The organism is Kribbella sp. CA-245084 (assembly GCF_050942355.1).
In the GTDB taxonomy this organism is placed as follows: Bacteria; Actinomycetota; Actinomycetes; order Propionibacteriales; family Kribbellaceae; genus Kribbella.
Map to the genome: position 1 here is coordinate 5,302,060 of NZ_CP192053.1, position 26,147 is coordinate 5,328,206.

The window sequence follows — 26,147 nt, forward strand, 5'->3', positions numbered from 1 at the left end:
GTCTCCTAGGTTCGGGCCGGCACCTTGGTGTCGTCCTGGTGATGGAGGAACCCGTCGATCGCCAGCCCGCGCAACCGTGCCATCTCACCAGCGAGCAACTGCACCGGCAGAATCTCGAGCACGGCACGGGACATGGTCGGTGCCTGGGGCACCATCATCACGACGAGGTTGTCCTCCTCGTCGACCGATGCCGGTGTCACCAGTACGGTCGGAATCCCGGCCCGCGCGAGGTACTGCGCAAGGGACACCTCCCGCCCGTCACCGATCAGCAGACACGCATTCGCCGACGGCCTCAGCGGCTCCATCGGACCGTGCAGATACTGATAGGTCTCGTACGTCGAAGTGCAGATCCTGGTCGACTCCCGGAGCAACAACGCGGCCTCAGCTGCTGCGGCGTACGATCCAGCCGCTCCGACGACGTCGATCGATTCGGCCAGGGCGAACACGGCCGCTGCCTCTGAGGCGGCCGAGACCTGACGGTCCAGCGTCCGGGACGCCAACTCAGGCAGGCGATGCCAGTCGTCACCATCGTCGCGGCCGACCAGGACATCGGCGAGCAGTCCACACGCCTGCAAAGTCGTCGTGTAGCCGACGGTGTAGACCCGGCTGTCCTCCCCCGCCTCCAGCGCCAGGATCGTATCGACGTGCTCGGCCATCGGGCCGTCCGGAACGTTGGTCAGTCCAAGCTTGGCGCCCATCGGGACCAGATCGGCGGCCTCGATCGTCTCGCGGCTGCGACCGCCTTCCGAGATGAACAGGTACGAATCCGCCGGCCCCGCCAGCAGACCCGAGCGAGCTAGCGCGACGGCATCCGACCCGGCCAGGTTGACCGCTCGCCGACCGTCGCGCGCCAGTCGGAAGACCAGGGCATTGCCGGCGTGGGTGCTTGCGCCCATCGACACCACGCCGAACGTTCCCTGCCGCCAGGCGTCGAGATCGAGGTCGTAGAGCTGCTTCCGTACGGCGGCGGCCGAACGCTCCAACGCCTGCGGCTGACCGGCGACCGCTTCGTAGTAGTCCATCAAGATCCCTTCAGTGCTGTCAGGCTGTCCCCGAGAGCGAGGGCTCCGAGGACCGGTGCACGATCAAGAAGGTGGACGGTCACGTCCGGGTGGCGTCCGCGCAGAGCAGCCACGAACGCGTCGTGCAGCCGGCGTTGCCCGAGCAACACGCTGCCTCCGGCAACAACCTGGTCGGCGGCGACACCGCGGTGCAGCAACCGATCGACGAGAGCGGCCAGTTGCCGCCCGGCTTCGCGGATGACTTCGGCGGCCAACGCCGACCCTTCGTCGGCGGCGTCGAAGATCTCGATAGCCCATTCGCCGAGCCACGCCGGCGAAGTCGAGGCAGTGACCGCCATCGCCAGTTGGGCGCCGTCGGTGGCCTCGAAGACGGTCAGGAGTCGGCGGCCCAGAGGATCGGCCGGCTCACCACTGTCCAGTTGGCCGAGCACTGCGCGTGCGGCCTCACGTACGAGTCCGGCCGCGCCGCCCTCATCGCCGAGAACCCAACCCCAGCCACCAGCGGTGACCAGTCGACCATCCATCCGCGCGACCGCGATCGACCCGGTGCCGGCGATCAGCCCGATGCCGTCGCGCTGGGCCGCGGCCGGGACGAGCAGCTCGGCATCGTTGACGACCAGGACACCGCCGACGAAGTACTGACGGAGGGCGGTCGCGAAGTCGTCGCACTGCTCGGTGCTGTCGCAGCCGTGCGCGCCGACGACGAGTGGGAGACGCAGCGCCTGCGGGCCGAGCCATTCAATGACGAGGCGGTGCAGGCCCGCCGCGTTGTCACGGAGCGAGTGCGTTCGCCACGTCGGCGTACTCACGGTCCATTCCTTCGTGACGCTCTCGCCGTACCCGAGCGCGAAGTGGGTCTTGGTGCCGCCGACGTCAACGCCGACGACCTCCCGCGGGTGGGGCGAGGCAGCTGCCATCGTTCGATCACCGAACCCTCGATTGGTCCTCAAGAGAGGAGAGCCCCATACCTGCAGACGTCCATCGCGGCGAGCGGTGTGTTGCCTTGCTCGCTATGTTCGGCAGCTTAACAAACTTAGGCGAGTGGCGACAAGGGTTGCTAGATTCGGGAGCTATGAGCGGCGAGGGGAATCAGCACGGGCACACGCATCGGCTGGATCTGGACGATGCGTCGGTGCGGGAGTGGGATGCGACGGTCGTCGGGGTGGATCCGGAGCGCGGGATCGTGCTCGACCGGTCCGCGTTCTATCCCGGTGGCGGCGGGCAGCCGCCGGACGAGGGCGTGCTGCTGTGGGGCGGCGTACGGACCCGGATCGTCGGGACGGTCCGCGGCGACGACCTCTATCTGGTGCCCCAGGACGGCGACCCGGTGCCGCCGGTCGGTACGGCGGTGCGTGGGGCGCTCGACGATGAACGGCGTACTCAGCTGATGCGGACCCACTCCGGGCTGCACGTGCTGACCGGGGTCGTGTTCCGCGACTTCGACGCGCTCGTGACCGGCGGGAACATGGAGCCACTGTCGGCGCGGATGGACTTCGACCTGGCCGAAGTACCGCCGGACTTCAAGGAGCGCGTCGCGGAGGCGGTGAACGCGGAGATCCGCACCGACCGCCGGATCACGGTCAGCAACCTGCCGCGCGAGGAGGCGTTCGCAATCCCGGACATCATCCGCACCGCGACGAACCTCCTCCCACCCGACATCGAGATCGTCCGCATCGTCGACATAGCCGGCCTCGACACCCAAGCCGACGGCGGCACCCACGTAGCCTCAACCGCCCTGATCGGCCACCTAGAAGTAGTCAAAATGGAAAGCAAAGGCAAAGGCTTCCGCCGCCTCCGAGTCAGAATCACCTGAACCAGAAGAGAAAAGAAGAGATAGAAGGGCAGTTGGGTGCACGGCTGGGTCCGGCGGTCCAGTGTCAGTCGGCAGGTGCTGTCCGGCCGTCCGGCGACCGAAGTCTCCGACTTCCCCCGGGAACTCAGGGCGCGCTGTTCGGTCGGCGCGCTTCGAGCGCTGGCGTCGTCGCAGGAGCCGGGCCTGGAGGCAACCTCGGACCTGGGCCACCGCTGGCTTCGGTCTCACAGGTGTTGGGGTCAAGGGTCCATCCCTCGGGTTTGGCCCCCCAGATCTGCAACTCGACAGGAGGTGTGATGGCGTCGGGCTCGATCTCAGACGTACGCGAGGACCCGGGGCCGGCCATTGGAGGCACACGTCCTGTCCAGATGCAGACCAACCAGCAGGATCACACAGACCCGGCAGATGCCCGACCGGCACTGCCGCTCCCCGGCAACCCAACCGTCCGCGCCACGGTCGGCTGGTTCGCCGAGTCGTGGAGAAGAGCCCCAAGCCGGTACGCCGAGTCGTGAACAGTGGCTGCAAAATATCGCCAGAACCCACGACTCGACGAACCCGACACCGGATCCGGCTGATGTCGGGGCAGGCTTGGTCTTCAAGCTCTTCCCAGCATCCCACCGCGCCCCCACCACGCGGACTCACCCAGCACTTCTGAATAACCCTCAGAGAAGAAAAGCAACCTAGTGTGGTGGTTGGCCTGTGCGGTCCACCGGACGTCTATCTGAGCGCCGACGCACGCCCAGAGGCTCTCCTTCGAACTTCGGGCCCCGGCTCCCAGGTCCTCGCCGGACCTCTGGAGCGGCTGATCGCCGAAGCCAACCACTACTAATTTCTCTTCCGTCTTTTTGATTCTTCTCAAGACCTCTAAGGCTGCTTCTGCTTCTGTTCGGCGGCTTGACGGCGGACCTCGGCTTGGGCGGCGCGTTCGTGTTCTAGCCAGTCGGCGCCTTGCACGACGCTGGCCCGCGTCCACGTCGAGCACGGGAATCCCGCCGCGCCCAACCGGTCCTCGCAGAGACTACTGACCTCGACCATGAGACCTGACCGCCTTGGCGGGGATACGTTCGCCTTGTAAACAAGGGGTTTTGGCGGTCGGGACGATTTGGCAGGCGCGCGATAGACAGGTAGAATCGAACACATGTTCGAGAACGATCTGAGTGAGCTCTCCACGGCCGACCTGCTCGAGTCCGCCGCCGAGCACCGCGCGATCGCCAACCAGGCCGATGCGCGGCTGCTGCAGCACGCCCAGATCTACGCCGACCGCTTCCACCCCTCCACCTGCCGCATCCGGCCCGGCCGCCGGACCTGTGACGGGCGAGAGCGGGCCGTCGTGTTGGGTGGTGACGGCTGCCCGCCGATCGCCGAGTTCGCCGTCACCGAGTTCGGCGTCATGCTCGGAATCTCACCGATGGTCGCACGCCAGTTCCTCGGCGAGGCGCTGGCCCTGCAGCACCGGTTCCCGTTCACCTGGGCCCGCGTCCAGTCCGGCGACGCCACCCCTGGAAAGCCCGCCAACTCGCCACGCTGTGCCTGAAACTGTCCGAACAAGCCGCCCGGTCCGTCGACCGGCGCGTCGCACCCTTGATCGACTCCATCACCCCGTACCGCCTGAACAGGATCATCCGCGCCGCCAAGGCTCACGCCGACCCCGACCTGGCCCGCGACGAGGCCGCCGAAGCGGCAAGCGAGCGTGGCGTGTTCGTCGGCCGCAGCGACAACCACGGCAACAAAACCATCTACGCCAAGGCCCCGGCCGGCGCGGTCATCCGCCACGACGCAACCATCGCCGCGATCGCCGAGGCGCTCAAGACCTTCGGCGACACCCGCCAGGTCCAACACCGCCGCGCCGACGCGATCGGCATCATCGCCGACCCTCGCTTCACCCAGGAACTCCTCACCCAAGCCCGCACGCACCCAGCGCCGACCACCACCCCGACCACCACCGCCCCAACGCCGTCGGCCAACACCGCCGCCTCCGCAGAACCCTCGCGCCCAGCCTCGACCCCTGGCAGGCGTTCGGCGAACACGAGCTCCGAAGCCGCCACTGGCCCGCACCCGACAGCAACAGACCCGCAAACGGCCGTCGGTACGCGATCCGCAAGAGCGGACTCGCACGTAGGCGCCGGCACGGGATCCGCGGCAGCGGGCTCGACGTCAGGTGCCGGCACGGGATCGGCGGCAGCGAGCGCAACCTCAGGTGTCGGCGCGCGGTCGGCGGCAGTGGACTCGCAGGTAGGCGTCGGCACGCGATCGGCGGCTGCAGGCCGCGGCGCGTTCGGTCGGCTCGACCGTTCGAGCGACGCGTCGTGTACGTCGGCGGACCCGGCACGCGGTGGCACTACGGCGTTCCCAGCAAGGTCGGCAAGCCCGTCGTACGACGGCCCGCACGACCACTCGAACGACACACCCTGTACGTCAGCGGACCGGGCACGCGGTGGCACTACGGCGTTCCGGGCGAGCCCGTCGTACGAACGCCCCGATGGCGGTGACGCCCGACTGGCTGAGTCGGTCGCTGACCCGGTCGAGCTGTGGGAACCTCCGTTGGCCGATGGCGCGGGACCGTACGATCCTGATCCGCCGAGTGATCCGTTCGACAGTCGACCGATCGAGTACATTCCCGGGCCGCGGACCGAGACCGACGAAGGTGTGCCGATGGATGCCGCCGCGCGACGGGCTCTCGACGCACGCCTTGCGCAGATCAAGCGAGACGCCCACACCAACCCCGCGAGTTCCAACGGTGGACAGGTGCGTCCCGGGCAGACCGAGGTCTTCGTGCACCTCACCGACCTGACGCTGGCCACCGGTAACGGGGTGCTGCGTGCCGAGGGGATTGGTCCGCTGCTGGCCGACCAGCTCACCGAACTTGTCGGGCACGCGCCGTACACCGTCAAACCTGTGATCGACCTCAACGACGCTGTGAGCGCCGACGCCTACGAGATCCCGACCCGGATCCGCGAACGGGTACGGCTCACCTACCCCGTCGAGCTGTTCCCCTACGGCACCCGCGAGACCCATCGCAGCATCGACCTCGATCACATCGAGCCCTACGACCCGTACGGCCCGGGCGGGCAGACCAGCACTCGCAACCTCGCGCCGCTCAGCCGGTTCGCGCACCGGGTGAAGACCCACGCCCGCGGTTGGGACGTCCGCCGCGTCGATGTCAAGACGCTGGAGTGGACCACACCGCACGGCTTCACATTCCAGGTCGACCCGACCGGGACACACCGCCTACCCAACCCCACACCCGACAGCTGACCCGAGCTACCCGGAATACCCGACCGCGCAGCTCGGTGATCTCGTCGTGGTCGAGCCCCGCTGGAGGACCTTCGGCTGTCCACTGAAACCAGCCGCTACTACCTCTAAGGCTTCTGCTGCTTCTGTTCGGCGGCTTGGCGGCGGACTTCGGCTTGGGTGGTGCGTTCGTGTTCTAGCCAGTCGGGGTTGTCGGCGCGGATGGCCTCGATGTCGTCTGTGGTCAGGGCCTCGGTGATGCCGGCTCGGGCCAGGCCGCTGATCGAGACGCCGAGCCTGGCGGCAACCACAGAACGTGGGTGCGGGCCGGTACGCCGGAGCTCCCGGAGCCACTCGGGCGGGTCGGTCTGTAGCGCGTTCAGCTCGTCGCGTGACACGACGCCCTCCTGGAACTCCGCCGGGGTGGCCGGGAGGTACACGTCCAGCTTCTTCGCCGCCGTCGAGGGCTTCATCGTCTGCGAAGTCTTCTGGGGTGCCTTGCGCGCTGTCATGACAGCAGGGTAACGCCCGGTAACCTGTGAGCCGTGACCGGATTCCGGCTGGGCTATGTTCCCGGCGTGACCCCAGCCAAGTGGGTCCGGATCTGGGCCGAGCGCCTCCCCCGCGTCCCGCTCGAGCTGATCCAGGTCACCGCCGCCGACGCTCCGGACCTGGTACGCCGTGGCGAGGCCGACGCGGTGCTCCTGCGCCTGCCGATCGACCGCACCGGCCTGCACGCCATCCCGCTGTACGTCGAGCAGACCGTCGTGGTGGTGCCCAAGGATCACGTGATCACGGCCGCCGAGGAGATCACCGTCGACGACCTGGCCGACGAGCTGGTGCTGCACGCGCAGGACGACGTACTCGACTGGGAACGACCGCCGGGGCGGCTGATCGAGGAACGGCCGGCGCGCACCGGGGACGCGATCGAGTTGGTTGCCATGGGCACGGGGCTGCTCGTCGTACCGCAGTCGTTGGCGCGGTTGCACCATCGCAAGGACCTGACCTACCGGCCGCTGACCGGCGTACCGGAGTCGCAGGTCGCATTGAGCTGGGCGGAAGCGGACGAGACCAGTGAGCTGGTCGAGCATCTGATCGGCATCGTCCGCGGCCGGACCGTCAACAGCACCCGCGGCCCGGCACCGAAGACGCCGAAGAAGGCGGCTCCGAAGAAAGCAGCTTCGGGCAAGAAGGCCGCGTCGAACACCCGGCAGCAGAAGCCACGACGCCGTCGCTAGTCTCAAGTTGAGTTCTCAACTACTATCGTGAGTATGGCGATCTTCCGGTTGAACCACGCGGTCCTGTACGTGCGCGACGTCGCGGCGAGCGTCGCGTTCTACCGAGACGTCCTCGGCTTCGGCTACACCGAGTCCGGTGACGCGATTCCGGGCGCGGCGTTCCTCCGGGCGCCGGGGTCGAGCAACGATCACGACCTCGGGCTGTTCCAGATCGGGTCGCAGGCGGGTTCGTCCGGCGCGGGCCGGACGACGGTCGGGCTGTACCACCTGGCGTGGGAGGTCGACACGCTCGGCGACCTCGAGGACCTGGCCGGCAAGCTGAGCGAGCACGACGCGCTCGTCGGCGCCTCGGACCACGGGACGACGAAGTCGCTGTACGGCAAGGACCCCGACGGGCTCGAGTTCGAGATCGTCTGGATCATCCCGGCCGACCTGCTCACCGACGACGACCGCAACAAGAACGGCATCGCCCGCCTGAACCTGGCCGCCGAGATCGAGAAGTACGGCCGCGAAGCCCGCAGCGGCGTAGGAATCTCCCGCACGCTCGCCTGAGGCGTCAGCCCACGATCTGCCCGGCGATCCGCAAGGAGTTGGCGAGGACGGTGAGGACTGGGTTCACGCCACCGTTGGTGACGTGGAGGGAGGCGTCGGCGATCCAGAGGTTGTCGTGGCCCCAGACGCGGCCGTTCGGGTTGGTGACCGAGTGGGCGGGGTCGTTGCCCATGCGGCACGAGCCGGCCTGATGTTGTCCGGTACTCGCGTGGCCCAGGCTGACGCCGCCGACAGCTGTCCTGAGAGCCCCTGCTTCCTCTAGCCAGGCCTTGGCCTTGGCGCTCATGAAGCCGTGCGCGCGGACGTCCTCCGGATGGATCGACCCACTGGTCACGACGACCGGATTGCCGAACCGGTCGACCACCGACGGATCCACGCGGACGCGCGACTCGGCCGACGACACCTCCTGGATCGGTCCGACCACGCGCAGCATCCGTCGTACCTCGTGCCGCATCGCCTGCTTGCTCGCCAGACCGCCGCGCGGGATGAGCCCGGCCCCGGTCAGATAGTCGTACGTCGCTGCGGGTGTCGGCACGAACTCGTTCGCGAGCATTCCGCCGCCGATGATCCCGTCGTTCCCGTGCCGGAAGTCGCAGGTCGCGATCGACGCACCCGGCCCGACGAGATCGACCACCTCGTCCTCGAACAGGCCGATCGCACCGGCGTACACGTGGGCCTGCAGATGCCGCCCGACCTGGTCCTGGTTGTTGCCGATCCCGTGTGGCTCGCCGTCGTGCGCGCTGTTCAGCAGCAGCCGCGGCGTCTCCGATGCACCCGCGGAGACCACAACCTCGCCGCAGGAAACGGTCCGACGCCACCCGTCGCTGGCGACCAACGCCACACCGGTGACACGGCCGCCCGAGGTGACCAGCCGCTCGGCCGTTGTCTCGGTGACCAGCGTGCAGTTGCCGGTCGCGAGCGCGGCCGGGAGCGCGGTGTTGTGTGTCCCGCCCTTCGCGTCGACCGGACAGGCGAAGCCGACGCACTGCCCACACCGCACGCAGCCTGAACGCCCTTGGTAGTCGACCGAGTTGATCAGCAGCGGTACGTCGAGAATCCCCCAGCCCAGCCGCTCTGCAGCCGCGGACAACAGCTCAGCCGGCCCGGTCCGCGGCATCGGCGGCATCGGCAGCGGGATCGATCGCGGCTCGTGCCACGGATCCGCCCCGCCACCGCTCACCCCGAACCGCTGCTCGGCCAGCGAGTAGTACGGCTCCAGGTCCTCGTACGAAATCGGCCAGTCGGCGAGCGCGCTCCCCTCCGGTACGCCGTACGTCGTCGCCATCCGGAAGTCCCGCGGCACGAACCGCCACGCCTGCGCGCCGTACACCCGCGTCCCACCGCCCACTGTGAACGCGTTGTTCCCCCACCCGCCATCGGGCGGCAGGACCTCACTGCGCACACCGTCCACGACCGAGATCCGCGGCCGCCCCGCCGGATCCGGATCCGTCAGCGCCGGCAGCCCCGCCACCGACCGCGGATTCCGCAGATGGTCGTGCGTGAGCGATTCCGTCGTCGGATAGCGCCCCAGCTCGACGACCAGCACCGACCGGCCCGACTCCGCCAGCACCTGCGCGGCCGCTCCCCCACCAGCACCCGAGCCGATCACGATCGCGTCGTACCGATCCGCCAGCGCCGACCGCGGCGTGATCGTCAACTCGGTCTGCACCGGCGAGAAGTCACCGGTCTGCCAACCGACCATCCCCCACGCCGCCGGCTCCGCGTAGTACCCCTGGGCCACCAGCCGAACCAGCCAGGCAGCATCCGCATCCGCCAGCACCGCATCGAGGTCCGGCACGGGCCCAGCCACCTCGAGGGCCCGCTCGACCCGCGGCTGCCAGTCCGGCCGATCCTCAGCCAGCACCCGCTCCACAAACTCCACCGCTCCCACCGCCGCCGGGTACTCATCCGCCGGTACGGCGACCTCCGCGAGCCGCTCGAGCACGATCCGTTGCTGTTCAGAAAGGGCCACGAACAAATCCTTTCACGCAGCACGCCAGCTCGCACAGTTTGTACTTGCCGGTCCATTTCTGCCGAGCAACGCTGTGGGCATGGCACTTGACGACTACTACTTGCTCGGGCGGTCGGGGCTGCGGGTCAGCCGGCTGGCACTGGGCACGATGAACTTCGGACAGGCGGGCTTCCACGCGCCGTACGGCAGGACCGAGGACGAGGCGGGGGCGATCTTCCGCGCCTACATCGATGCCGGCGGCAACTTCATCGACACCGCCGACTTCTACACCGCCGGTGAGAGCGAACGGATCCTCGGCCGGTTGATCGCCGAGGCGGGCGTGCGGGAGCGGATGGTGCTCACCACCAAGGCGACCAACAGCCTCGACTCCGGCGACCCGAACGCCGGCGGCAACAGCCGCAAGCACCTCATCCGCGCGCTCGACGAGTCCCTGCGCCGGCTCGGCACCGACTACGTCGACCTGTTCCTGCTGCACACCTGGGACCGCATCACCCCGATCGACGAGGTACTGCGGACCCTCGACGACCTCGCCCGCGCCGGAAAGATCCGGTACGCCGGCCTGTCCGACGTACCGTCCTGGTACGCCGCACGCGCGCAGACGCTGGCCGACGCGCACTCGCTGACCCCGATGGTCAGCCTGCAACTGCCGTATTCGCTGGCCGAGCGGGCGATCGAGACCGAGCACGTCCCGATGGCACAGCAACTCGGGCTCGGCATCACCGCGTGGAGCCCGCTCGCCGCGGGCTTCCTGACCGGGAAGTACCAGCGCGACGACGCCAAGCAGATGGCCGGCGAGGGCCGTCTCACCGGAGCCGGCGCGGCCGGACAGTCGTGGTCGGACCGGCAGTGGGAGCTGCTGCCGACGGTCCGGGACGTCGCGGACAAGCTGGGCGTGACGATGGCTCAGGTCGCGGTGAACTGGGCCGCCACGCAGCCTGGAATCGCCTCGGCGATCGTCGGCGCGAGCAATCCGAAGCAGCTCGAGTCGAGTATCGAGGCGCTCAGCTTCGAGCTACCGGTCGAGTTGCGGGCCGCGCTCGACGAGGCAAGCGCCGTACCGCCGGTGTCGGTCTATCGGATGTTCACGCCGGAGTACCAGAGCTGGCAGATCAACCCCGGCACGAAGGTCGCGGACAAGCCGGCCGGCTACCGACCGCCGGTGGTCAACTGGAGGTAGTCCAGGCAGAGGTCGAGGGCGTACTCCAGATGCGTCGACGAGCCTGACGACATCAGGATCACCACGCCGCCCTGGATCGCGGCGATCAGCGCGGCCGCAGCGCGGGCGGGATCCACGTCGGCACGGATCTCGCCCGCAGCCTTCATCTCTTCGATTCCGCGCTCCAGCCGGTGCTGCCATTGCGCAAGCAGCTTCCCGGTCACCGCCTGCGCCGCCGGGGTGTGCCGCCCGATCTCGGTGATGAGGACACCGAGCGGGCAGTGCACTCCCTGGCGCCGGTACTTCTCCACGACGACGTCACGCCACTCGGCCCAGGCGTCCCAGCTGGTCAGCTGCCCGAGGTGCGGCTCCTGGTCCTCGAGCACCTGCTCGGCCTCGCGCTCGGCGACCGCGAGCAGCAGCTGCTCCTTGCCTTCGGGGAAGTAGTGGAACAGCTGGCTCTTCCCCGTCCGGCTGCGCCGACCGATGTCGTCCAGCTTCACCGCGCTGATCCCACGCTCGCGGATCTCGGCAGCGGCGGCCGCCACGATCCTGTCCCGCGTCGCCGCGCCCTTCGCTGTCAGCACGCGGTCAAATGTACCCGCCGGTCCATCAGCTCCGGCCGGCGTTGAGCTCCGCGAGCTTGCCGAACACCTTCTTCGGCCGCCACTGCCCGTCGTCCCCGACCGCGACCAGCCCGTACGACGAGAGGTCGAGATCGTGCCGTGGATCGTCCTCGCGGTGCGGCAGCTCGAAGCCCGCGAAACTGAACCAGAACGCCGCCGCCAGCTCGATCCGGTCGAACTCCTCGACGAGCTCGAACAGATACTCCACTTGCTCCTCCTCGTCCCGCTCGTACGAACCGTTGATCACCGGCGGGTCGACGCTGCGGTCCACGATCATCCAGCCTGTCCCGCCGCGCTCGGCCGCGCCGCGGTACGCGCAGCAGCCGAACTCGGTGGCCACGACCGGCTTGCCCCACTTCGATCGCGACGCCAGTTCGTCGGCGAAGGTCGCCGCGTTGGCCGCGTCCCGGTACGCGTCGACGCTGACGATGTCGAACAGGTCCCAGTTCACGTCCTCCCACATGCCCGCCGCGTAGGTGATCTGGCCTTCGAAGACGTCACGAGCAGCTCCGGCCAACTGCGACTGCACCGAGCCCCACCGCTCGAGCCCGGCCTGCAGTTCTGTGAGCTTGGCCGGGTCGGTCCAGGTCGCCGGGTCGCCCATCAGCGCGAGCCGCTCCCCCGTCGTCTCGCCCGGCACGAAGCCCTTGCAGAACACGGACAGCTCACACCCGAGCACGAGTACGACGTCGCCGCGCGCCGACTGCCGCAGTACCTCGGCCTGTCCGGCGCAGTCGGTGAGGAACGCGACGAACTCGGACGGCTCGAGGTTCATCGGCATCGGCGAGAACCACAGATCCAGCCCTGCCGCCAACGCCGCCTCTCCCGCCACCACCAGCCGGTCGAGCTCGGTGCCCACCACTCGCACCGCGGGAGCATGCAGCTCGTCCGCGATCACCGCCATCTCGCGGCGTACCGCGTCGGCGTCGAAACGGTTGCGGGTACTGCGGCCGTCGTACCGCAGGCCGGTGTCGTAGTTCACCCCGATTGATTGCATGACCTTCAGCCTAGCAAGTGAACTCATACTCGGTACATCTTTTTATCCGGTATGGTTAAACAGTGCATCACCAGGGCCGCCGGGAGCGGAAGAAGGCCGAGCTCCGGACCCGGATCTCGGAGGTCGCGACCACGCTCTTCCTCGAGCGCGGCTTCGACGCGGTGTCGGTGTCCGAGGTAGCCGAGGCGGCGGACGTCGCGCGGCCGACCGTGTTCGCGCACTTCGCGCGCAAGGAGGACCTGCTCTTCGACCGCTACCCCGAGGCGGAGGCCCTGGTCGTTGCCGCGGTCAACGACCGCCCGGCCGGAACGTCCGCAGTCCAGGCGTTGTCCGATCTTCTGGTCGCGCTGGCCGACGAGGGCAACCCGCTGTCCACGATCCGCGGCACGTTCCGCCGCTTCTGGGAGGTCGTCGCCGAGTCCCGGGCCTTGCAGAACCGCGCCCGCGAGCTACTGCAGGAGATCGAGCAAGCGATCGCCGGAGCGATGGCGCACACCGGCGTACCCGATCCTCAGCTGACCGCCGCGCTCACGGTCGCCGCCTACCGCGTCGTCCATCTCGAGTCGGTACGCCGGATCTTTGCCGGCGACGATCCTGACGTCGTGGCTGCGGAGCACCGCGAACGCATCATCAGCGCGCTCGCCGTCGTCGATCAGGCCTTCAAGTAGGCGGCGATCGTGCGCGCGCAATCGACCGAGTCGGTGTGCGACGTGTCCACCTCGAGGTCGTACGTGATGCCCTGATGGACGATCAGCGCCTGTCCTTCGGCCATACCAGGTGGCCGGTCACCGCGCGCGAGTTCCCGTTGGGCCGCGATCGCCGGGTCGCAATGGACACCGACCCACAGCGTCTCGAGGTCGCCGATCGCGTTCCGCCAGCGCTGCTGCGAGGACGGACCGCCGAGGAAGACGTCGTCCATGACGACTCGGCCGCCGGCCCGGCACATCGCGACGATCCCGGCGGTCCACGCCGCCTCGAGGGAGCGGAAGGCGGACCCGACCGACACCTCGCCATCCGGACCGATCACGATCCCGTCTGGAGACCCTTCCAGCTTGGCAGGCAGCGCGTCGACGAAGTCGTCCACGCTGAACCCGAGCCACGGCTCGTCCAGCACCTCCTGCAGAGCCCGCACGATCGCGGTCTTCCCGGAACTGGAGCCGCCGTTGAGGATGATCAGTCGAACCGTCACGCCCGCAAGGCTAGAGGCTGATCCGGCGTCACTTCGACGGCTTTACGGCGAGCCAGCGCGAGGAACGGCACCGCGAGCACCTGGATCCCCGCCGCCAGCAGGTACGCCTGCCCGTAGCCCCACAGGTCCGCGGACCGGCCGAGCCCCGGCTGGATCACCACGCCACCGGCCGAACCGAGCAGGTTGTCGAACGACAGCACGGTCGCCCGCTGCGCCGACGGGATGTGACTGTTCAGGTACGCCTGCCGCACCGGCGTCATCGCGGCGAACATCGTGCCCCACACCATCAACAGACCCAGCGCGGCCCAGAACGACGTGACCAGCCCGATCAACGCGATCACAGCCGCGGACGTGGTGATCGCCCCGATCAGGATGACGATCCGGTCCCGGAAGATGCGCGCGACGTACGACGCCGACGCGCCGCCGGCGATCTGCGCACCGGCAACGATCCCGGCCGACAGACCCGCGATCCAGTACGAATCGGCGTGCCCGTACAGCTGCAGGAGATAGGGCTGCGCGGCGTAGAAGCCGTACACGCTGACACCGGCGGTGAACGGGCCGGCCAGCATCACCCAGCGCACCGGCGGATTCAGCAGCCCGTGCCGCAGCGACGCCCGGACGATCCCGCCCATCTCGCCGCGCACCGAGACCCGCGGTTTCGGCGTGAACCCGAGGTCGCGCATCGCCCGCCACGCCACCACGAAGGTGGCCCCGAGCAACAACGCGCGGACGACGTACGGCATGCCGAGATTCGTGACCTGGGCGAGGAAGCCGCCGCCGATCGAGCCGCCCATCATCGCGATCCCGCTCGCCACCTGCCCCTTGGCGAACGCCGCGTCGAGCGACCCGCGGTACCCGGTCGCGTGCAGCCCGTCGACCAGCCACGCCTCGGTCGCGCCGCTGAAGAACGTGAATCCGAGCCCGAGCAGCACCGACACCACCGCCCACAGTACGAACGGCGCATGCGCCCGCCACAGGAGCAGGTAGAGCAGCGTCGACCCGAACAGAGTGGCTGTGCCCAGAAGGTACGACGCACGCCGGCCGACTGTGTCCGCGATCACACCGGTCGGGACCTCGAACAGCACCATGCCGGCGGTGAAGAACGCGTTGGCCGCGAAGGCCTTCCCGATGCTCAACCCCGCGTCGAGCAGGAACAACGTGTTGATGCCCCAGATCATCGACGATGCACCCGTCGACACCGCGACCAGCGTCACGTAGGTCCGAAGTACCCGCTCCGGCGTCATGGTGTGTACCTCCTCCGTCGTCAAGAGGTACGTCGGAGTCGCGGCAACGGTCTCGACATCGGTATCGTCCGGGCCGTGACGATTCAGCAGGACGGCGCCACGAGCCATACGCCGAATGTCCACGACACCGTCAAACTCGCGGTGGTCGTCGGGGCACTCGGTGTGGTGTTCGGGGATATCGGGACCAGCCCGATCTACACGATCCAGACCGTGTTCAACCCCGAGGACCCGCACCCGGTGCCGGTCAGCGACTACAACGTCTTCGGGGTCGTCTCGCTGATCTTCTGGTCGGTGATGATCGTCGTCACGATCACCTACATCCTGCTCGCGCTCCGCGCCGACAACAACGGCGAGGGCGGCCTGATGGCGCTGATCACGATGCTGCGCCGCTGGGCCCGCCAGCACCCGGAACGCAAGGGCGCGGTCGTGCTCGCCGGTCTCGGCCTGTTCGGAGCGTCGCTGTTCTTCGGCGACAGCATGATCACCCCGGCCATCTCGGTCCTCTCGGCGGTCGAAGGCCTGAAACTCGTCGAGCCGTCGCTGGGCGAGTACGTCGTACCGATCACCGCGGTCATCATCATCATGCTGTTCGCGGTCCAGCGGCGCGGCACCGAGGCGGTCGGCCGGGTCTTCGGACCGGTCATGATCGTCTGGTTCGTGGTGATCGGGGCGTGCGGGATCGGCGGGATCGTCGAGCACCCGGGCATCGTGAAGGCGCTCTCGCCCACGTATGCGATCGGGTTCCTCACCGGGCATTTCCATATCGCGTTCTTCGCGCTGGCCGCGGTCGTGCTCTCTATCACCGGCGCGGAGGCGATCTACGCCGACATGGGGCATTTCGGCCGGAAGCCGATCTCCCGCGGTTGGTTCTTCCTCGTCCTGCCCGCCCTGGTGCTCAGCTACCTGGGTCAGGGCGCGCTGGTGCTGAAGGACCCGTCCAACCTGAGCGGTCCGTTCTTCCTGCTGGTCCCGGACTGGGCTCGGCCGCTGCTGGTCGTGCTGGCGACCGCGGCGACCGTGATCGCGTCGCAGGCAGTGATCACCGGCGCGTACTCGGTCGCGTCGCAGGCCGCGAAGCTCGGCTACCTGCCGCGCCTGCGGATCGCCCACACCTCGGCGACCACGGTCGGCCAGATCTACGTGCCCTGGATCAACTGGCTGCTGCTGGTCTCGGTGCTGACGCTGGTGTTCGCGTTCCGCAGTTCGGCCGGGTTGGCCTACGCGTACGGAATGGCCGTCACCGGCACGATCACCGTCACCACGACGCTGTTCCTGTACGTCGCGCACTACCGCTGGAACATCCCGAAGTGGCTGGTCGGCATCGGCGCGGCCCTGCTGCTCTCCATCGACCTGCTGTTCGTCGCGGCCAACCTGACCAAGATCATCCACGGCGCCTGGTTGCCGCTGCTGATCGCGCTGACCGCGTTCACGATCATGACGACCTGGCAACGTGGCCGCCAGGTCGTCACGGCCGAGCGGGAGAAGGCAGAGGGGTCGCTGCAGGAGTTCATCGACCAGCTCGGCTCGGGCACCATGCCCGTCCGGACAGTGCCCGGTACGGCGATCTTCCTGAACCGCGGCGGCGTCAGCACCCCGCTCGCGCTGCGGGCGAACGTCGAGCACAACCAGGTGCGCCACGAGCACGTGGTGATCGTCGCGATCCAGACCGAGGAGATCCCGCGCGTCCCCGAGGACCAGCGGGTGATGGTCAACGATCTCGGGTACGGCGATGACGGGATCACGCACGTCACGATCAAGTTCGGATACATGGAGTCGGCGGACGTCCCGAGCGCTCTGGCTCTGCTGGACCCGGCCGCGACCGAGGGCCCGCTCGATCTCGACAACGCGTCGTACTTCCTGTCGAAGATCGAGCTCCGCCGCGGCAAGTCCGCCACGATGGCCGGCTGGCGCAAACAGCTGTTCCTCGCCACGTCGCACATCACCGCGGACGCCGCGGAGTACTTCGGGCTGCCGCGCGACCGGACCGTCATCATCGGATCACATATCGAGCTGTAGCCGTGGACCAGACCTACGACGAGCTGGCGCCGGTGCCTGCACTGGCCGGTCTCGTGCGTACTGTCTGGATCCAGCGGACCGGGGCTGTCGCGTATGTGCAGCGCGACCTGCCGACGGGCGGGGTCGAGCTGCACTGCCCGATCGGCGGGGTGCCGCGGGTAGTGGGGCCGTTGACCCGCGCGCAGGTACAGGTGTTGCGGCCGCGGACCACGATCGTCGGGGTTCGATTCATGCCCGGGGCGGGGACGGCGTTGCTCGGCGTACCGGCTGATGAGCTGGTGGATCTCTCGGTGGAGTTGTGGGGTCCGTCGGCCGACGCGCTGGGGACTGTGGTCGCTTCGGCGGCGTCGCCAGAGTCCGCTTTGCTGGGTGTGCAGCAGTACTTGGTCGGGCAGGAGTTGCGGCCGGATCCGTTGGTTGCGGAGATGGTGCGGCGGCTGATGCCGTGGGATCCGACCGGGATCGCGTCGTTGGCTGACGATCTCGCGTTGTCGGAGAGTCAGTTGCGGCGCCGCAGTCTTTCGGCGACCGGCGTCGGACCGAAGACCTTGCAGCGGACGTTGCGCTTCCAGGGGTACCTGGCTCTCGCCCAGGCCGGCTACGGGAACGGTCTGGCCGACCTGGCCGCCGAGACCGGGTATGCCGACCACGCTCATCTCACCCGCGAATGCGTCCGGCTGACCGGTGTCACCCCGCGTGACCTGTTGGGGGCCAAAGCCGACTGTTGCGACTGCGGCCACGACCACTCCGCGTCGTACCGCCCGTTCCTGGCCGGCTGGTATGACCGTTTCCTTCAAGCCCAGTCGTCGCGACACCGTCTACCGTCACTCCATGGAGCTGATCGGCGCTGACGACCCGCGGTACGACGACCTCCGCCGGCCCGCTCTGCCGCAGTACCAGCACGTCCGCCCGTCGGCGATCGCTCGCTGCGGCTCCACGGAGGACGTGGTCGAGGCGCTCGCCTATGCACAGTCCGCTGGTCTGCCCGTCGCTCCACGCGGAGGCGGCCATTGTTTCGCGGGCAGCTCGTCGACCACCGGGCTTCTGCTCGACCTGTCGGGCCTGAACGCGATCTCCGCAACCGACCAGGTGACGACCGACTCCGGGGGCCGGGCGGCTGTCCCGTCGGCAACGATCGGGGCTGGAGCTCGGCTCGCTGCGGTCTACGACGGGCTGCACGAGTACGCGCTGACGATTCCGGCGGGGTGTGGGCCGACTGTTGGGATCGCTGGGCTGACGCTTGGTGGTGGGCTCGGGTTGCTGGGGCGGCGGTACGGGCTGACCTGCGATCGGCTTGTCGGGGCGACGGTTGTGCTTGCGGATGGTCGGGTTGTGGAGTGCTCTCAGGCGCAGGAGCCGGATCTGTTCTGGGCGCTGCGCGGAGCGGGTGGTGGTCAGTTCGGCGTGGCCACGTCGCTCGTGTTCGCCGCCGTACCGTCGCCGACCGCTACGCGCTTCACGATCACCTGGCCCCGCACCCACGCCGCCGAGGTGATCGCTCTGTGGCAGACCTGGGCTCCCGACGCGCCAGACACCATCACAGCCAGCCTCGCCGTGACTGCCGACGAGGTACGCGTCTTCGGCGCAACCCTCGCGCCCTTCGATCCCGGTCCCCTGAGCGGTCACGTCGAACTCCGCGACGGCCTCAGCTGGCCCGACCTCAAACGCAGCTTCTCCGACGAGGACGTTCAAGACGACCGCATCGTCTACAGCAAGTCCGAGTTCTTCAGCTCACCGCTCCCCCACGACACCATCACCGAACTGCTGACCGCCGGCTGCGAGCTCAACTTCACCCCGATGGGCGGCGCCTACAACCGCGTCCCTTCCGACGCAACCGCCTTCGCCCACCGCACCGAACGCTTCCTCCTCGAACACACAAGCACCAACCAACCCGCCGTACGACGCTCCTGGTCGATCGCCCACCCCCACGCCTCCGGCCACCTCTACCCCAACTTCCCCGACCCCGACGTCACCAACCCAACCGCCTACCACGCCGACAACCACATGCGCCTGCGAGCCATCAAACAGACCTACGATCCCCACCACCTCTTTGGAGACGTCAGATGATCGTGCTCTATATGACGATGTCGCTCGACGGGTACGTCGTCGGGCCGGACGACAGCATGGACGAGCCGATGGGCCGCGGCGGCTTCCGACTCTTCAACTGGCTCGACGACCGCAACTCCACCGGACCAAGCGGCCAGGTCTACCGCGAGGCACTCGCCACCGGCGCCGTCATCGCCGGCCGCCGCACCTTCGAACACGCCGCCCGCTGGCAGGGCGACCACCACGACGGCGTACCGATCTTCATCCTCACCCACCACGTCGACGAGAACGACGTACCGCCGGGAAGCGCCCGCTTCGTCACCGACGTAGCCGACTGCGCCGCCCAAGCGAAGGCCGCCGCAGGCGACCGCAACGTCCTGGTCCACGGCGCCGGCGCCGCCCAGTCCCTCCTCCAAGCCGGCCTCCTCGACGAACTGGAACTCCACGTAGTCCCCGTCCTCCTAGGCCAAGGCCGCCGCCTCTTCGACAACCTCCCCGCCACCACCACCGAACTAGAACAAGTCCGCCAACTCCCCACCCGAGACGTGACCCACCTCCACTACCGCGTCGTGAAATAGTCCGCGGATGGACGAGAAGGCGCAACTGCTCAAGCACCTCGACGAGATCCAGCAGTCACTGCTCTGGAAGGTGGAAGGGCTGAGTGACGCGGAGCTTCGGCGGCCGATGACGGACACCGGGACGAATCTGATCGGGATCGTCAAGCACCTGACCGGCATCACCTACGGGTACTTGGTCTCGGCGTTCGGGCGGGAGCGGGAGCCGTTGCCGATCGAGGACGACGAGGAGTTGTTCTTCGGGCTGGACCTGTGGGCGACGCCGGACGAGTCGACGGATGAGATCGTCGCCGTCTATCGGCGTGCATGTGCGGCGGGCGCGCAGGCGATCGAGGAGCTTGACCTCGACACGTCAGGCACGCATCACTCCGGTTCGACCGTCACGCTGCGGGAGATGGTGTTGACCGTGCTGCTGGACACCACTCGGCACGCTGGGCATGCGGATGTCGTGCGGGAGATGGTCGACGGGCGGGTTGGGAGTCGGCCCGGAGACCCGATGTCGCCGGACGATCCGGAGTACTTGCGGATGTACCGGGCGCGGATGACCGGCGAGATCGATCGGGAGACCTGGATGGCCTACGTGAAGGGTCGGCCCGACTGGCGGGAGGCTCAGAGCCAGGGTGGTAATGGCTCGGCTGGGCGGCCGTCGGAGGTGAGGACGTCTGAGTAGGAGCGGCCGGCTAGGTAGGCCGCGAGTTGCGGGAGGGTGGCGGTGACTGCGGGTACGTCGCCGCGTTTGGTGCGGATGTCTTTGCAGAGGGCTTCGAGGAAGTCGGGTGGGAGGTCGGCGAAGGTGATGCCGGTGCCGAGGTCGACGGCGTGGATCATGACCTCGCGGCTGCGCATCCAGGGAATGTCGGTGGCCGGGACCGGACGGCCTTGGGCGGTGCGGATCGTGGCGTTCCAATGCTCGGAGCTCAGCGCGGCCATGACCTCGTTGAGCGTCGCGGCAGACGAGTCGAACCACGTCCGCAGCTCATCGACCGGCCGGAGGGCACGAGCCTCGATGTCGGCGTTGCGGGCTTCGGGGGACGGGTACATCGGGCGTTCTTCGCCGGTGCGGGCCCAGTGGACGAGGTTGCCCAGGGCCTCGGCGTTGAGCGACAGATGGGCCGCGACATGCCGTCGTTTCCAGCCTGGTAGCGCCGATGGCGCGTCCAGGTCGATCAGTGCCTCGCGGCACTTCGCCGTACCCTCGTCGATCCAATCGTCAACCCGAGCCATGAGGGGAACGTAGCCGACGACGGCGCGGGTTCTTGCAGCGGTGGGGTGATGTAGTGAGACTGAGCCGATGAAGGAGGGGGTCCCGCCATGGTGACGTCGATCGGGGTGGTGGGACCGTCAGACCTGGTCACCTCCACCAGCCGGATCCTGAAAGGGCTGCGTGGGGTCGAGATCGTCCCGCTGCGGTACCGGCGGGAGACCGATACGCCGAAGGTGATGGCCAACGCGCCGGGCAGCGTCGACGCGTGGCTGTTCACCGGTGTTGTTCCGTACCAGATGGCCGCGGCGCAGGGCCTGCTCGACCGCCCTGCCGCACACGTCGAGTACACCGGCGCCACGCTCATGCGCGCCCTCGTGCAGCTGCTCAGCGAGGGGCGCGACGTCACCTCGATCAGCATCGACGTACTCGACGAGGCCGAGGTCCGCGAGACGTTCGACGAGGTCGGGCTGCCGACGAGCGGCGTACGCGTGCTGCCGTATCGCCCCGGGCTGAGCCTCGAGGAGATCCTCGCGTTCCACCACGAGGCCCGCGCGACCGTCGCGATCACCTGTCTGCGATCGGCGTACGAGAAGCTCCGGACCGAGCAGACCACGCTGCGGCTGGCCCCGTCGATCCACTCGGTGCGCAGCGCGGTGAACAGTCTGCTGCTCGTCCATGACGCTTTGCGCAGTGACGATGCGCAGATCGCCCTCGGCCTGGTCGAGATCTCCCCCGACGCCGAGAGCGCCCTGCGCCGCGAGGCCGGGTCGCTCGGCGGCAGCGTCATCCGGTACGACGACAAGCGGTGGCTGGTCATCGCGACCCGCGGACCGCTCGAGCAGGCGACCGCCTCGTTCACCGAGCTGGGCATGCTGACCCGGTTGAAGGAACAATTCGGACCAGTCCGGATCGGGTTCGGCATCGGCGGATCCGGCACCGAGACCGAGGCGTTGGCGCGCCGCGCCCTCGGCCGTGCGAGGACTGCGGGCCGTACGGCGGCAGTCGTCTCGCTGCGCAACGACATCGATCTCGTGCTCGTCGGCGGGGCAGCGCCACGGGCTCAGCAGCGGTCGAAGCTGCAACTGCTCGCCCAACGCGCCGGCCTCTCGAAGGCAACCCTCGAGCGCCTGCAGGAACTCGTCCACGCCACCCCCGAGGACGGTCTGACCACGCGCTCGGTCGCCGACTACCTCGGCATCCAGCCGCGTACGGCGCGCCGCGTCCTCAACCGCCTCGAACGCGCCGGCCTGGCCGATGCAACTGGCACCCAGCTCGGCACCGGAAGCGGCCGCCCGCTCGTTGTGTACCGCGTTCATCTCTGATTGTTACCCGAGCGGTTGACGCACTGACGCACGTCCGGCTAATTTCAGCCATGACCGTAATTCAGTGCGTACTGTCCCGGGAGGCCTTGTGGACAAGCGAATCGCACGGGGAATGATCGTTGCTCTGGTCATCTGCGCAGGACTGGTGTCCGTTTCGGCGCCAGCTGGCGCCTCTATTCCGGCTGTGACCGAAAGTCCAACGGTCACCAACCTCGGTCCGGCGTCCGCCGTGACCTCGACGAGCGTCGCCGAGCAGGTCGGCGACCGGATCTGGACCATCACCTCCGGCGTCTCGCCCGTCCAGGTCGGCGCGTTCGACCCGGTCAGCAAGACCGTCGACCGCAAGTTCTCGCTGCCGACCGGCGCCGGCGCGTGGGCGATGACCCACCTCGGCACCGACCTGTACATCGGCCTGTACACCCCCGGCGACGTCTACCGAGTCGACACCACGACCGGCACCGCGACCAAGGTCACCCAGTTCGGCTCGTTCATCTGGTCGATCGCCGCGACACCCGACGGCAAGATCGTCGCGGGCACCTACCCGGACGGCGCAGTCCACGAGTACGACCCGGCCACCGGCGCCACGAGGTCGTACGGCGCTGCCGTCGCCGGCGAGCAGTATGTCCGCAGCATCGCCGCCGACGCGACCACGATCTACGCGGGTGTCGGCACCAAGGCGCACCTCATCGCGATCGATCGCGCGACCGGCGAACGGCGCGACGTACTCCCGGCCAAGTACGCCGACCGCACCTTCGTCGCCACCCTCGCCCTCGACGGCACGAAGCTCGCCGCCAGCCTCTCCCCCACCGGGACGATGCTCGTCTTCGACACCGCCGACCTGAGCAACCCGGTCGAGGTCCAAACACCCGGCGGCGACCAGTACATCACCGCGATCACGATCGACGGCGCCGACATCTACCTCGGCACGCGCCCGTCCGGCACGCTCTACCGCTACCGCGACAACGCCCTGACCAGACTCGGTTCGCCGTACGACGGGGCGTACTTCAACCGGATCTTCGTCAACGGCTCGACGATCCGCGCCGAGCTGACCAGCCAGGTCGTCGACTTCGACGAGGCGACCGGTGAGTTCACCGGGACCGATCTCGGTCAGGCCGGTCTCCCGCCCGCGCCCGAGCAGGCGATGGCGATCGCCGCGACCCCGACCTCCGTGCTCGTCAGCGGCAAGGCCGGCATCCAGGTCCACGACCTCGCCACCGGCGCCAGCACGCGCACGTTCCTCCCCGGCGAGGCGAAGACGCTGACCCCGATCGGCCGAGACATCTACCTCGGCGTCTACACGCTGGCCCGTCTCTGGCAGATGAAGCCCGACGGCGCCGACCTGCACGAGCTCGGCCAGATCGGCAACGAGCAGACCCGCCCCACCGACGCCGCGTACGACGCCCGGTCGCGCACCTGGCTGATCTCCACCGAACCCGACTACGGCAAGTACGACGGCACGCTCGTCGAGCAGCATTTGAGCACCGGGCAGCGCGAGGTCCACCGCGGCGTCGTACCGCAGCAATCGGTCCGCTCGGTAACCACGACCGACGGCATCGCCTACTTGGGCGGCGCGACCCGGAACAGCCTCGGCACCGACCCGATCTTGCCCGAGGCAACCGTCGTCGCGTACGACCTGCGCCGCAACAAGACACTGTGGGAAACCGCTCCGCTCTCCAAGGCGCAGAGCTACAGCGATCTCGTCGTCTATCGCGGCCGCCTGTACGCGACCACCGACGACGGGCGGCTCGCCGTCCTCGATCCGCGCACCGGCAAGCTCGTCAACAGCGCCACGCTCGGCACGACCCAGAGCCGCCTCACGATCGCCCGCTCCGGCCTCTACGGCACCGACAACAACCGCGTCTTAAAGATCACGCCGGCCCTGACGATCACCACCGTGGTCGACGGCCTAGGCGCCCAGATCTACAGCTATCCGCTGATCACCACCTCCCCCAACGGCGACGCGCTCTACACGATCAAGGGCCGCGACCTCGTCCGTATCGGAGGACTCCGATGATCATCTCCCGCCGTACTGCGCTTGCCGGTGCGCTGGCAACCGGCGCCCTCACCACCCTGCCCACCACCGCCCACGCGGAGGACAGTCCCATCGACGGATCCACGCTGCCCACCGCCGGCCCCGCAGTCGTGACGGCCGCTGTCGTCGCGATGGCGGTCCACGCCGGCCACGCCTACCTCATCAGCCGCGGCATCGTGCCGCCCCGGCTGACCGAGATCGACCTGACCACCCGTCTGGTGACCAGGACCGTCGAGCTGCCGACCGGCGAAGGCGGCTGGGGTATCACTGTTGCCGGAGGCAAGGTCTACGCCGGGCTCTACCCCGTCGCCGACGTCTACTGCTTCGATCCCGCCGACGGCTCCGTGACTCACGTCGGGACGCTCGCCGGTGCCGGCGGCTTCGTCTGGGACATGACGACGGCGCCCGACGGACAGGTGTTCGCAGTCAGCTATCCCAACGGCGCCGTCTGGCAGATCGACCCGGCGACAAACACCCCGACCCAGCTCGGCGCGCCGGTGCCCGGGGCGCAGTACGGACGGTATGTCGGTGCCGCGGGCAACTACGTGTACGCCGGGATCTATACGCCGTCGCAGCTGGTCGGGTATGACCGGAGTACGAAGGTCTTCAAGGACCTCACGCCCGACGCGTCCCGCGGGCAGAACTTCGGCCCGTTCGCGGCGACGGACGACCGGATCTTCGTCGGCAGCAGCCAGGCGGTGGTCAGCATGGCGCTCGACGGCAGCGATGTCCGCAGTACGCCGCTCCCCGGCGGCGAAACGGGGGTCGACGCGATAACAGTCGCCGTTGACGGCACGGCATACCTCACCACGAGGACCTCCGGAACGGTCTGGAAGTGGGGGTCGGACGGGCTCATCGCGGTGGCGACGCCGGCGCCGCAGGACGAGCACCGCAAGCTCGAGTTCCTCGACGCGACGACGTTGCTCGGCGCGACGGGGTCCGGCGTGCTCTGGTGGCTGGACGTCGCCACCGGTTCGTTCGAACTGCTCGACCTGATCGATGCCGGGTTCACGCCCGCGCCGGACAAACCACAGTCGATCGTGCTCGGCGACCCGCACTTGTACGTCGGCGGTCACTGGGTGATCACCGAGCACGCCGGTGACACAACCCGCCGCCTCCGCGTCGCGGGCGAGGCGAAGACGCTCACCTGGATGCGCGGCGAGCTGTACTCCGCGCTGTACCCGAGCACCGAGGTCGTCCGCGTCAACCCGCGGACCAAAGAGGTCCACAGCTTCGGCACGATCGATCACGAGCAGATCCGTCCCTGGCAGGCGGCGTACGACGAGAAGTCCAAGCTGCTCGCCATCGCGTCGGCGCCCGGCACGGGAAAGCTCACCGGAGCCCTCACGCTGCTGGACGTGCGCACCGGCGAACTCGACGTGCACTACGGGATCCTGCCCGACCAGAGCGTGATGACGGTCTCGATCGTCGACGGCATCGCGTACCTCGGCGGAGACGTCGTGGGCGGTGGCGGCATCACGCCGACCCGCACCTCGGCAGCGATCGCGGCCTTCGACCTCTGCAGCCGCTCATTGCTCTGGACGGTCGAGCCCCTCGCCGGCGAGCGGTCCATTCAGAGCGTCGCCGTGCACGACGGGGTCCTGTACGGCGTACTCAAACGAACCAGCGGCGCGTGGTTCCGGTACGACCTGCGCACCAAGACCGTCGTACGCGGTGAGAACAAGCTGTCCGGCTACGGCCAGATCCACACTGACCGGACCGGCGTCTACTGTGAGACGAACTTCGGCGGGAACCTGTACCAGCTCGGCCCCGGCCCGGCGAAGCTGCTGGTGAACAACCTGGGCGACGGCTGGTACACCGTGCCGCAGCTGACCCCGGTCCGCGGCGCCCGGCACAGCGTGTGGGGTCTCGCCGACCGCGATCTCGTCCAACTACCGTTGCCCTAAGCAAA

Annotated in this window: 25 protein-coding genes; 15 read left to right on the top strand and 10 right to left on the bottom strand. The window is 68.5% G+C overall.

Going from position 1 to position 26,147, the window contains the following annotated elements:
• Positions 1-5: 5 nt before the first annotated feature.
• The gene (locus ACQPYH_RS25310; protein WP_432876037.1) at positions 6-1,022 is read right to left on the bottom strand and encodes an SIS domain-containing protein; all 1,017 of its coding nucleotides are present in this window, start codon (positions 1,020-1,022) and stop codon (positions 6-8) included.
• Positions 1,022-1,939 (bottom strand): N-acetylglucosamine kinase, encoded by a 918-nt coding sequence (locus tag ACQPYH_RS25315; RefSeq protein WP_432876040.1) that lies wholly within the window; start codon positions 1,937-1,939, stop codon positions 1,022-1,024. Before ACQPYH_RS25315 ends, ACQPYH_RS25310 begins: the two co-directional genes overlap by 1 nt.
• Positions 1,940-2,094: 155 nt before the next feature.
• On the opposite strand from ACQPYH_RS25315, the gene ACQPYH_RS25320 reads away from it, so the two are divergent.
• Complete coding sequence (locus ACQPYH_RS25320; RefSeq protein ID WP_432876042.1) at positions 2,095-2,835, top strand: alanyl-tRNA editing protein; 741 nt, start codon at positions 2,095-2,097, stop codon at positions 2,833-2,835.
• A gap of 864 nt (positions 2,836-3,699) precedes the next feature.
• On the opposite strand, the gene ACQPYH_RS25325 is transcribed toward ACQPYH_RS25320, so the two are convergent.
• Complete coding sequence (locus ACQPYH_RS25325) at positions 3,700-3,870, bottom strand: hypothetical protein (protein WP_432876045.1); 171 nt, start codon at positions 3,868-3,870, stop codon at positions 3,700-3,702.
• 103 nt (positions 3,871-3,973) lie between these two features.
• On the opposite strand from ACQPYH_RS25325, the gene ACQPYH_RS25330 reads away from it, so the two are divergent.
• Both ACQPYH_RS25330 and ACQPYH_RS25335 read left to right on the top strand, forming a co-directional pair.
• A complete protein-coding gene (locus ACQPYH_RS25330; RefSeq protein ID WP_432876047.1) occupies positions 3,974-4,369 on the top strand; it encodes a hypothetical protein in 396 nt (131 codons plus the stop codon).
• A gap of 47 nt (positions 4,370-4,416) precedes the next feature.
• On the top strand, positions 4,417-6,090 hold the full coding sequence (locus tag ACQPYH_RS25335; protein WP_432876049.1) for a hypothetical protein: 1,674 nt from the start codon (positions 4,417-4,419) through the stop codon (positions 6,088-6,090).
• A 104-nt stretch (positions 6,091-6,194) separates the two neighbouring features.
• Here the strand turns inward: ACQPYH_RS25335 and ACQPYH_RS25340 are convergent, their stop codons facing one another.
• Entirely contained in the window at positions 6,195-6,578 is a 384-nt protein-coding gene (locus ACQPYH_RS25340; protein ID WP_432876051.1) for a DUF5997 family protein, read from the bottom strand.
• A gap of 33 nt (positions 6,579-6,611) precedes the next feature.
• On the opposite strand from ACQPYH_RS25340, the gene ACQPYH_RS25345 reads away from it, so the two are divergent.
• Both ACQPYH_RS25345 and ACQPYH_RS25350 read left to right on the top strand, forming a co-directional pair.
• The gene (locus ACQPYH_RS25345) at positions 6,612-7,304 is read left to right on the top strand and encodes a LysR family substrate-binding domain-containing protein (RefSeq protein WP_432876053.1); all 693 of its coding nucleotides are present in this window, start codon (positions 6,612-6,614) and stop codon (positions 7,302-7,304) included.
• Between the two features lie 33 nt (positions 7,305-7,337).
• Positions 7,338-7,856: a VOC family protein gene (locus ACQPYH_RS25350; protein ID WP_432876055.1), complete on the top strand. Its 519-nt coding sequence runs from the start codon at positions 7,338-7,340 to the stop codon at positions 7,854-7,856.
• A 4-nt stretch (positions 7,857-7,860) separates the two neighbouring features.
• Here ACQPYH_RS25350 and ACQPYH_RS25355 read toward each other — a convergent pair whose 3' ends face one another.
• A complete protein-coding gene (locus ACQPYH_RS25355) occupies positions 7,861-9,828 on the bottom strand; it encodes a GMC family oxidoreductase (protein WP_432876057.1) in 1,968 nt (655 codons plus the stop codon).
• A 79-nt stretch (positions 9,829-9,907) separates the two neighbouring features.
• On the opposite strand from ACQPYH_RS25355, the gene ACQPYH_RS25360 reads away from it, so the two are divergent.
• Positions 9,908-11,005 (top strand): aldo/keto reductase, encoded by a 1,098-nt coding sequence (locus ACQPYH_RS25360; protein ID WP_432876059.1) that lies wholly within the window; start codon positions 9,908-9,910, stop codon positions 11,003-11,005.
• On the opposite strand, the gene ACQPYH_RS25365 is transcribed toward ACQPYH_RS25360, so the two are convergent.
• Positions 10,975-11,571: a TetR/AcrR family transcriptional regulator gene (locus ACQPYH_RS25365; protein ID WP_432876061.1), complete on the bottom strand. Its 597-nt coding sequence runs from the start codon at positions 11,569-11,571 to the stop codon at positions 10,975-10,977. The two genes, ACQPYH_RS25360 and ACQPYH_RS25365, sit on opposite strands and share 31 nt — an antisense overlap.
• A 25-nt stretch (positions 11,572-11,596) precedes the next feature.
• The gene (locus ACQPYH_RS25370; RefSeq protein WP_432876063.1) at positions 11,597-12,607 is read right to left on the bottom strand and encodes a hypothetical protein; all 1,011 of its coding nucleotides are present in this window, start codon (positions 12,605-12,607) and stop codon (positions 11,597-11,599) included.
• 62 nt (positions 12,608-12,669) lie between these two features.
• On the opposite strand from ACQPYH_RS25370, the gene ACQPYH_RS25375 reads away from it, so the two are divergent.
• The gene (locus tag ACQPYH_RS25375; protein ID WP_432876065.1) at positions 12,670-13,275 is read left to right on the top strand and encodes a TetR/AcrR family transcriptional regulator; all 606 of its coding nucleotides are present in this window, start codon (positions 12,670-12,672) and stop codon (positions 13,273-13,275) included.
• Here ACQPYH_RS25375 and cpt read toward each other — a convergent pair.
• Together cpt and ACQPYH_RS25385 are read right to left on the bottom strand one after the other, a co-directional pair.
• Positions 13,260-13,796: a chloramphenicol phosphotransferase CPT gene (cpt, locus tag ACQPYH_RS25380; protein WP_432876067.1), complete on the bottom strand. Its 537-nt coding sequence runs from the start codon at positions 13,794-13,796 to the stop codon at positions 13,260-13,262. The genes ACQPYH_RS25375 and cpt overlap by 16 nt on opposite strands.
• The gene (locus ACQPYH_RS25385; RefSeq protein WP_432876069.1) at positions 13,793-15,148 is read right to left on the bottom strand and encodes an MFS transporter; all 1,356 of its coding nucleotides are present in this window, start codon (positions 15,146-15,148) and stop codon (positions 13,793-13,795) included. The genes cpt and ACQPYH_RS25385 overlap by 4 nt, the downstream gene beginning before the upstream one ends.
• On the opposite strand from ACQPYH_RS25385, the gene ACQPYH_RS25390 reads away from it, so the two are divergent.
• From ACQPYH_RS25390 to ACQPYH_RS25410, 5 genes are read left to right on the top strand one after another with little or no spacing between them, the layout of a single operon-like run.
• Positions 15,116-17,056, top strand: a complete 1,941-nt coding sequence (locus ACQPYH_RS25390) for a potassium transporter Kup (protein WP_432876071.1) — start codon at positions 15,116-15,118, stop codon at positions 17,054-17,056. The two genes, ACQPYH_RS25385 and ACQPYH_RS25390, sit on opposite strands and share 33 nt — an antisense overlap.
• Before the next feature lie 2 nt (positions 17,057-17,058).
• Positions 17,059-17,907 (top strand): DUF6597 domain-containing transcriptional factor, encoded by an 849-nt coding sequence (locus tag ACQPYH_RS25395; protein ID WP_432876073.1) that lies wholly within the window; start codon positions 17,059-17,061, stop codon positions 17,905-17,907.
• Positions 17,888-19,123, top strand: a complete 1,236-nt coding sequence (locus tag ACQPYH_RS25400) for an FAD-binding oxidoreductase (RefSeq protein WP_432876075.1) — start codon at positions 17,888-17,890, stop codon at positions 19,121-19,123. Before ACQPYH_RS25395 ends, ACQPYH_RS25400 begins: the two co-directional genes overlap by 20 nt.
• Positions 19,120-19,680: a dihydrofolate reductase family protein gene (locus tag ACQPYH_RS25405; RefSeq protein WP_432876077.1), complete on the top strand. Its 561-nt coding sequence runs from the start codon at positions 19,120-19,122 to the stop codon at positions 19,678-19,680. Before ACQPYH_RS25400 ends, ACQPYH_RS25405 begins: the two co-directional genes overlap by 4 nt.
• A 7-nt stretch (positions 19,681-19,687) precedes the next feature.
• Entirely contained in the window at positions 19,688-20,347 is a 660-nt protein-coding gene (locus tag ACQPYH_RS25410; RefSeq protein ID WP_432876079.1) for a DinB family protein, read from the top strand.
• On the opposite strand, the gene ACQPYH_RS25415 is transcribed toward ACQPYH_RS25410, so the two are convergent.
• Positions 20,287-20,901 carry a maleylpyruvate isomerase family mycothiol-dependent enzyme gene (locus tag ACQPYH_RS25415; protein WP_432876081.1) on the bottom strand — a complete coding sequence of 205 codons (615 nt, stop codon included), beginning with the start codon at positions 20,899-20,901 and terminating at the stop codon, positions 20,287-20,289. The genes ACQPYH_RS25410 and ACQPYH_RS25415 overlap by 61 nt on opposite strands.
• A gap of 87 nt (positions 20,902-20,988) precedes the next feature.
• On the opposite strand from ACQPYH_RS25415, the gene ACQPYH_RS25420 reads away from it, so the two are divergent.
• The 3 genes from ACQPYH_RS25420 (at position 20,989) to ACQPYH_RS25430 (ending at position 26,142) form a co-directional block, all read left to right on the top strand.
• Positions 20,989-22,203, top strand: coding sequence for a helix-turn-helix domain-containing protein (locus ACQPYH_RS25420; protein WP_130447418.1), 1,215 nt, complete (start codon positions 20,989-20,991; stop codon positions 22,201-22,203).
• A 184-nt stretch (positions 22,204-22,387) separates the two neighbouring features.
• Positions 22,388-24,217 (top strand): PQQ-binding-like beta-propeller repeat protein, encoded by a 1,830-nt coding sequence (locus ACQPYH_RS25425; protein ID WP_432876083.1) that lies wholly within the window; start codon positions 22,388-22,390, stop codon positions 24,215-24,217.
• Positions 24,214-26,142, top strand: coding sequence for a hypothetical protein (locus tag ACQPYH_RS25430; RefSeq protein WP_432876085.1), 1,929 nt, complete (start codon positions 24,214-24,216; stop codon positions 26,140-26,142). Before ACQPYH_RS25425 ends, ACQPYH_RS25430 begins: the two co-directional genes overlap by 4 nt.
• Positions 26,143-26,147: the final 5 nt, after the last annotated feature.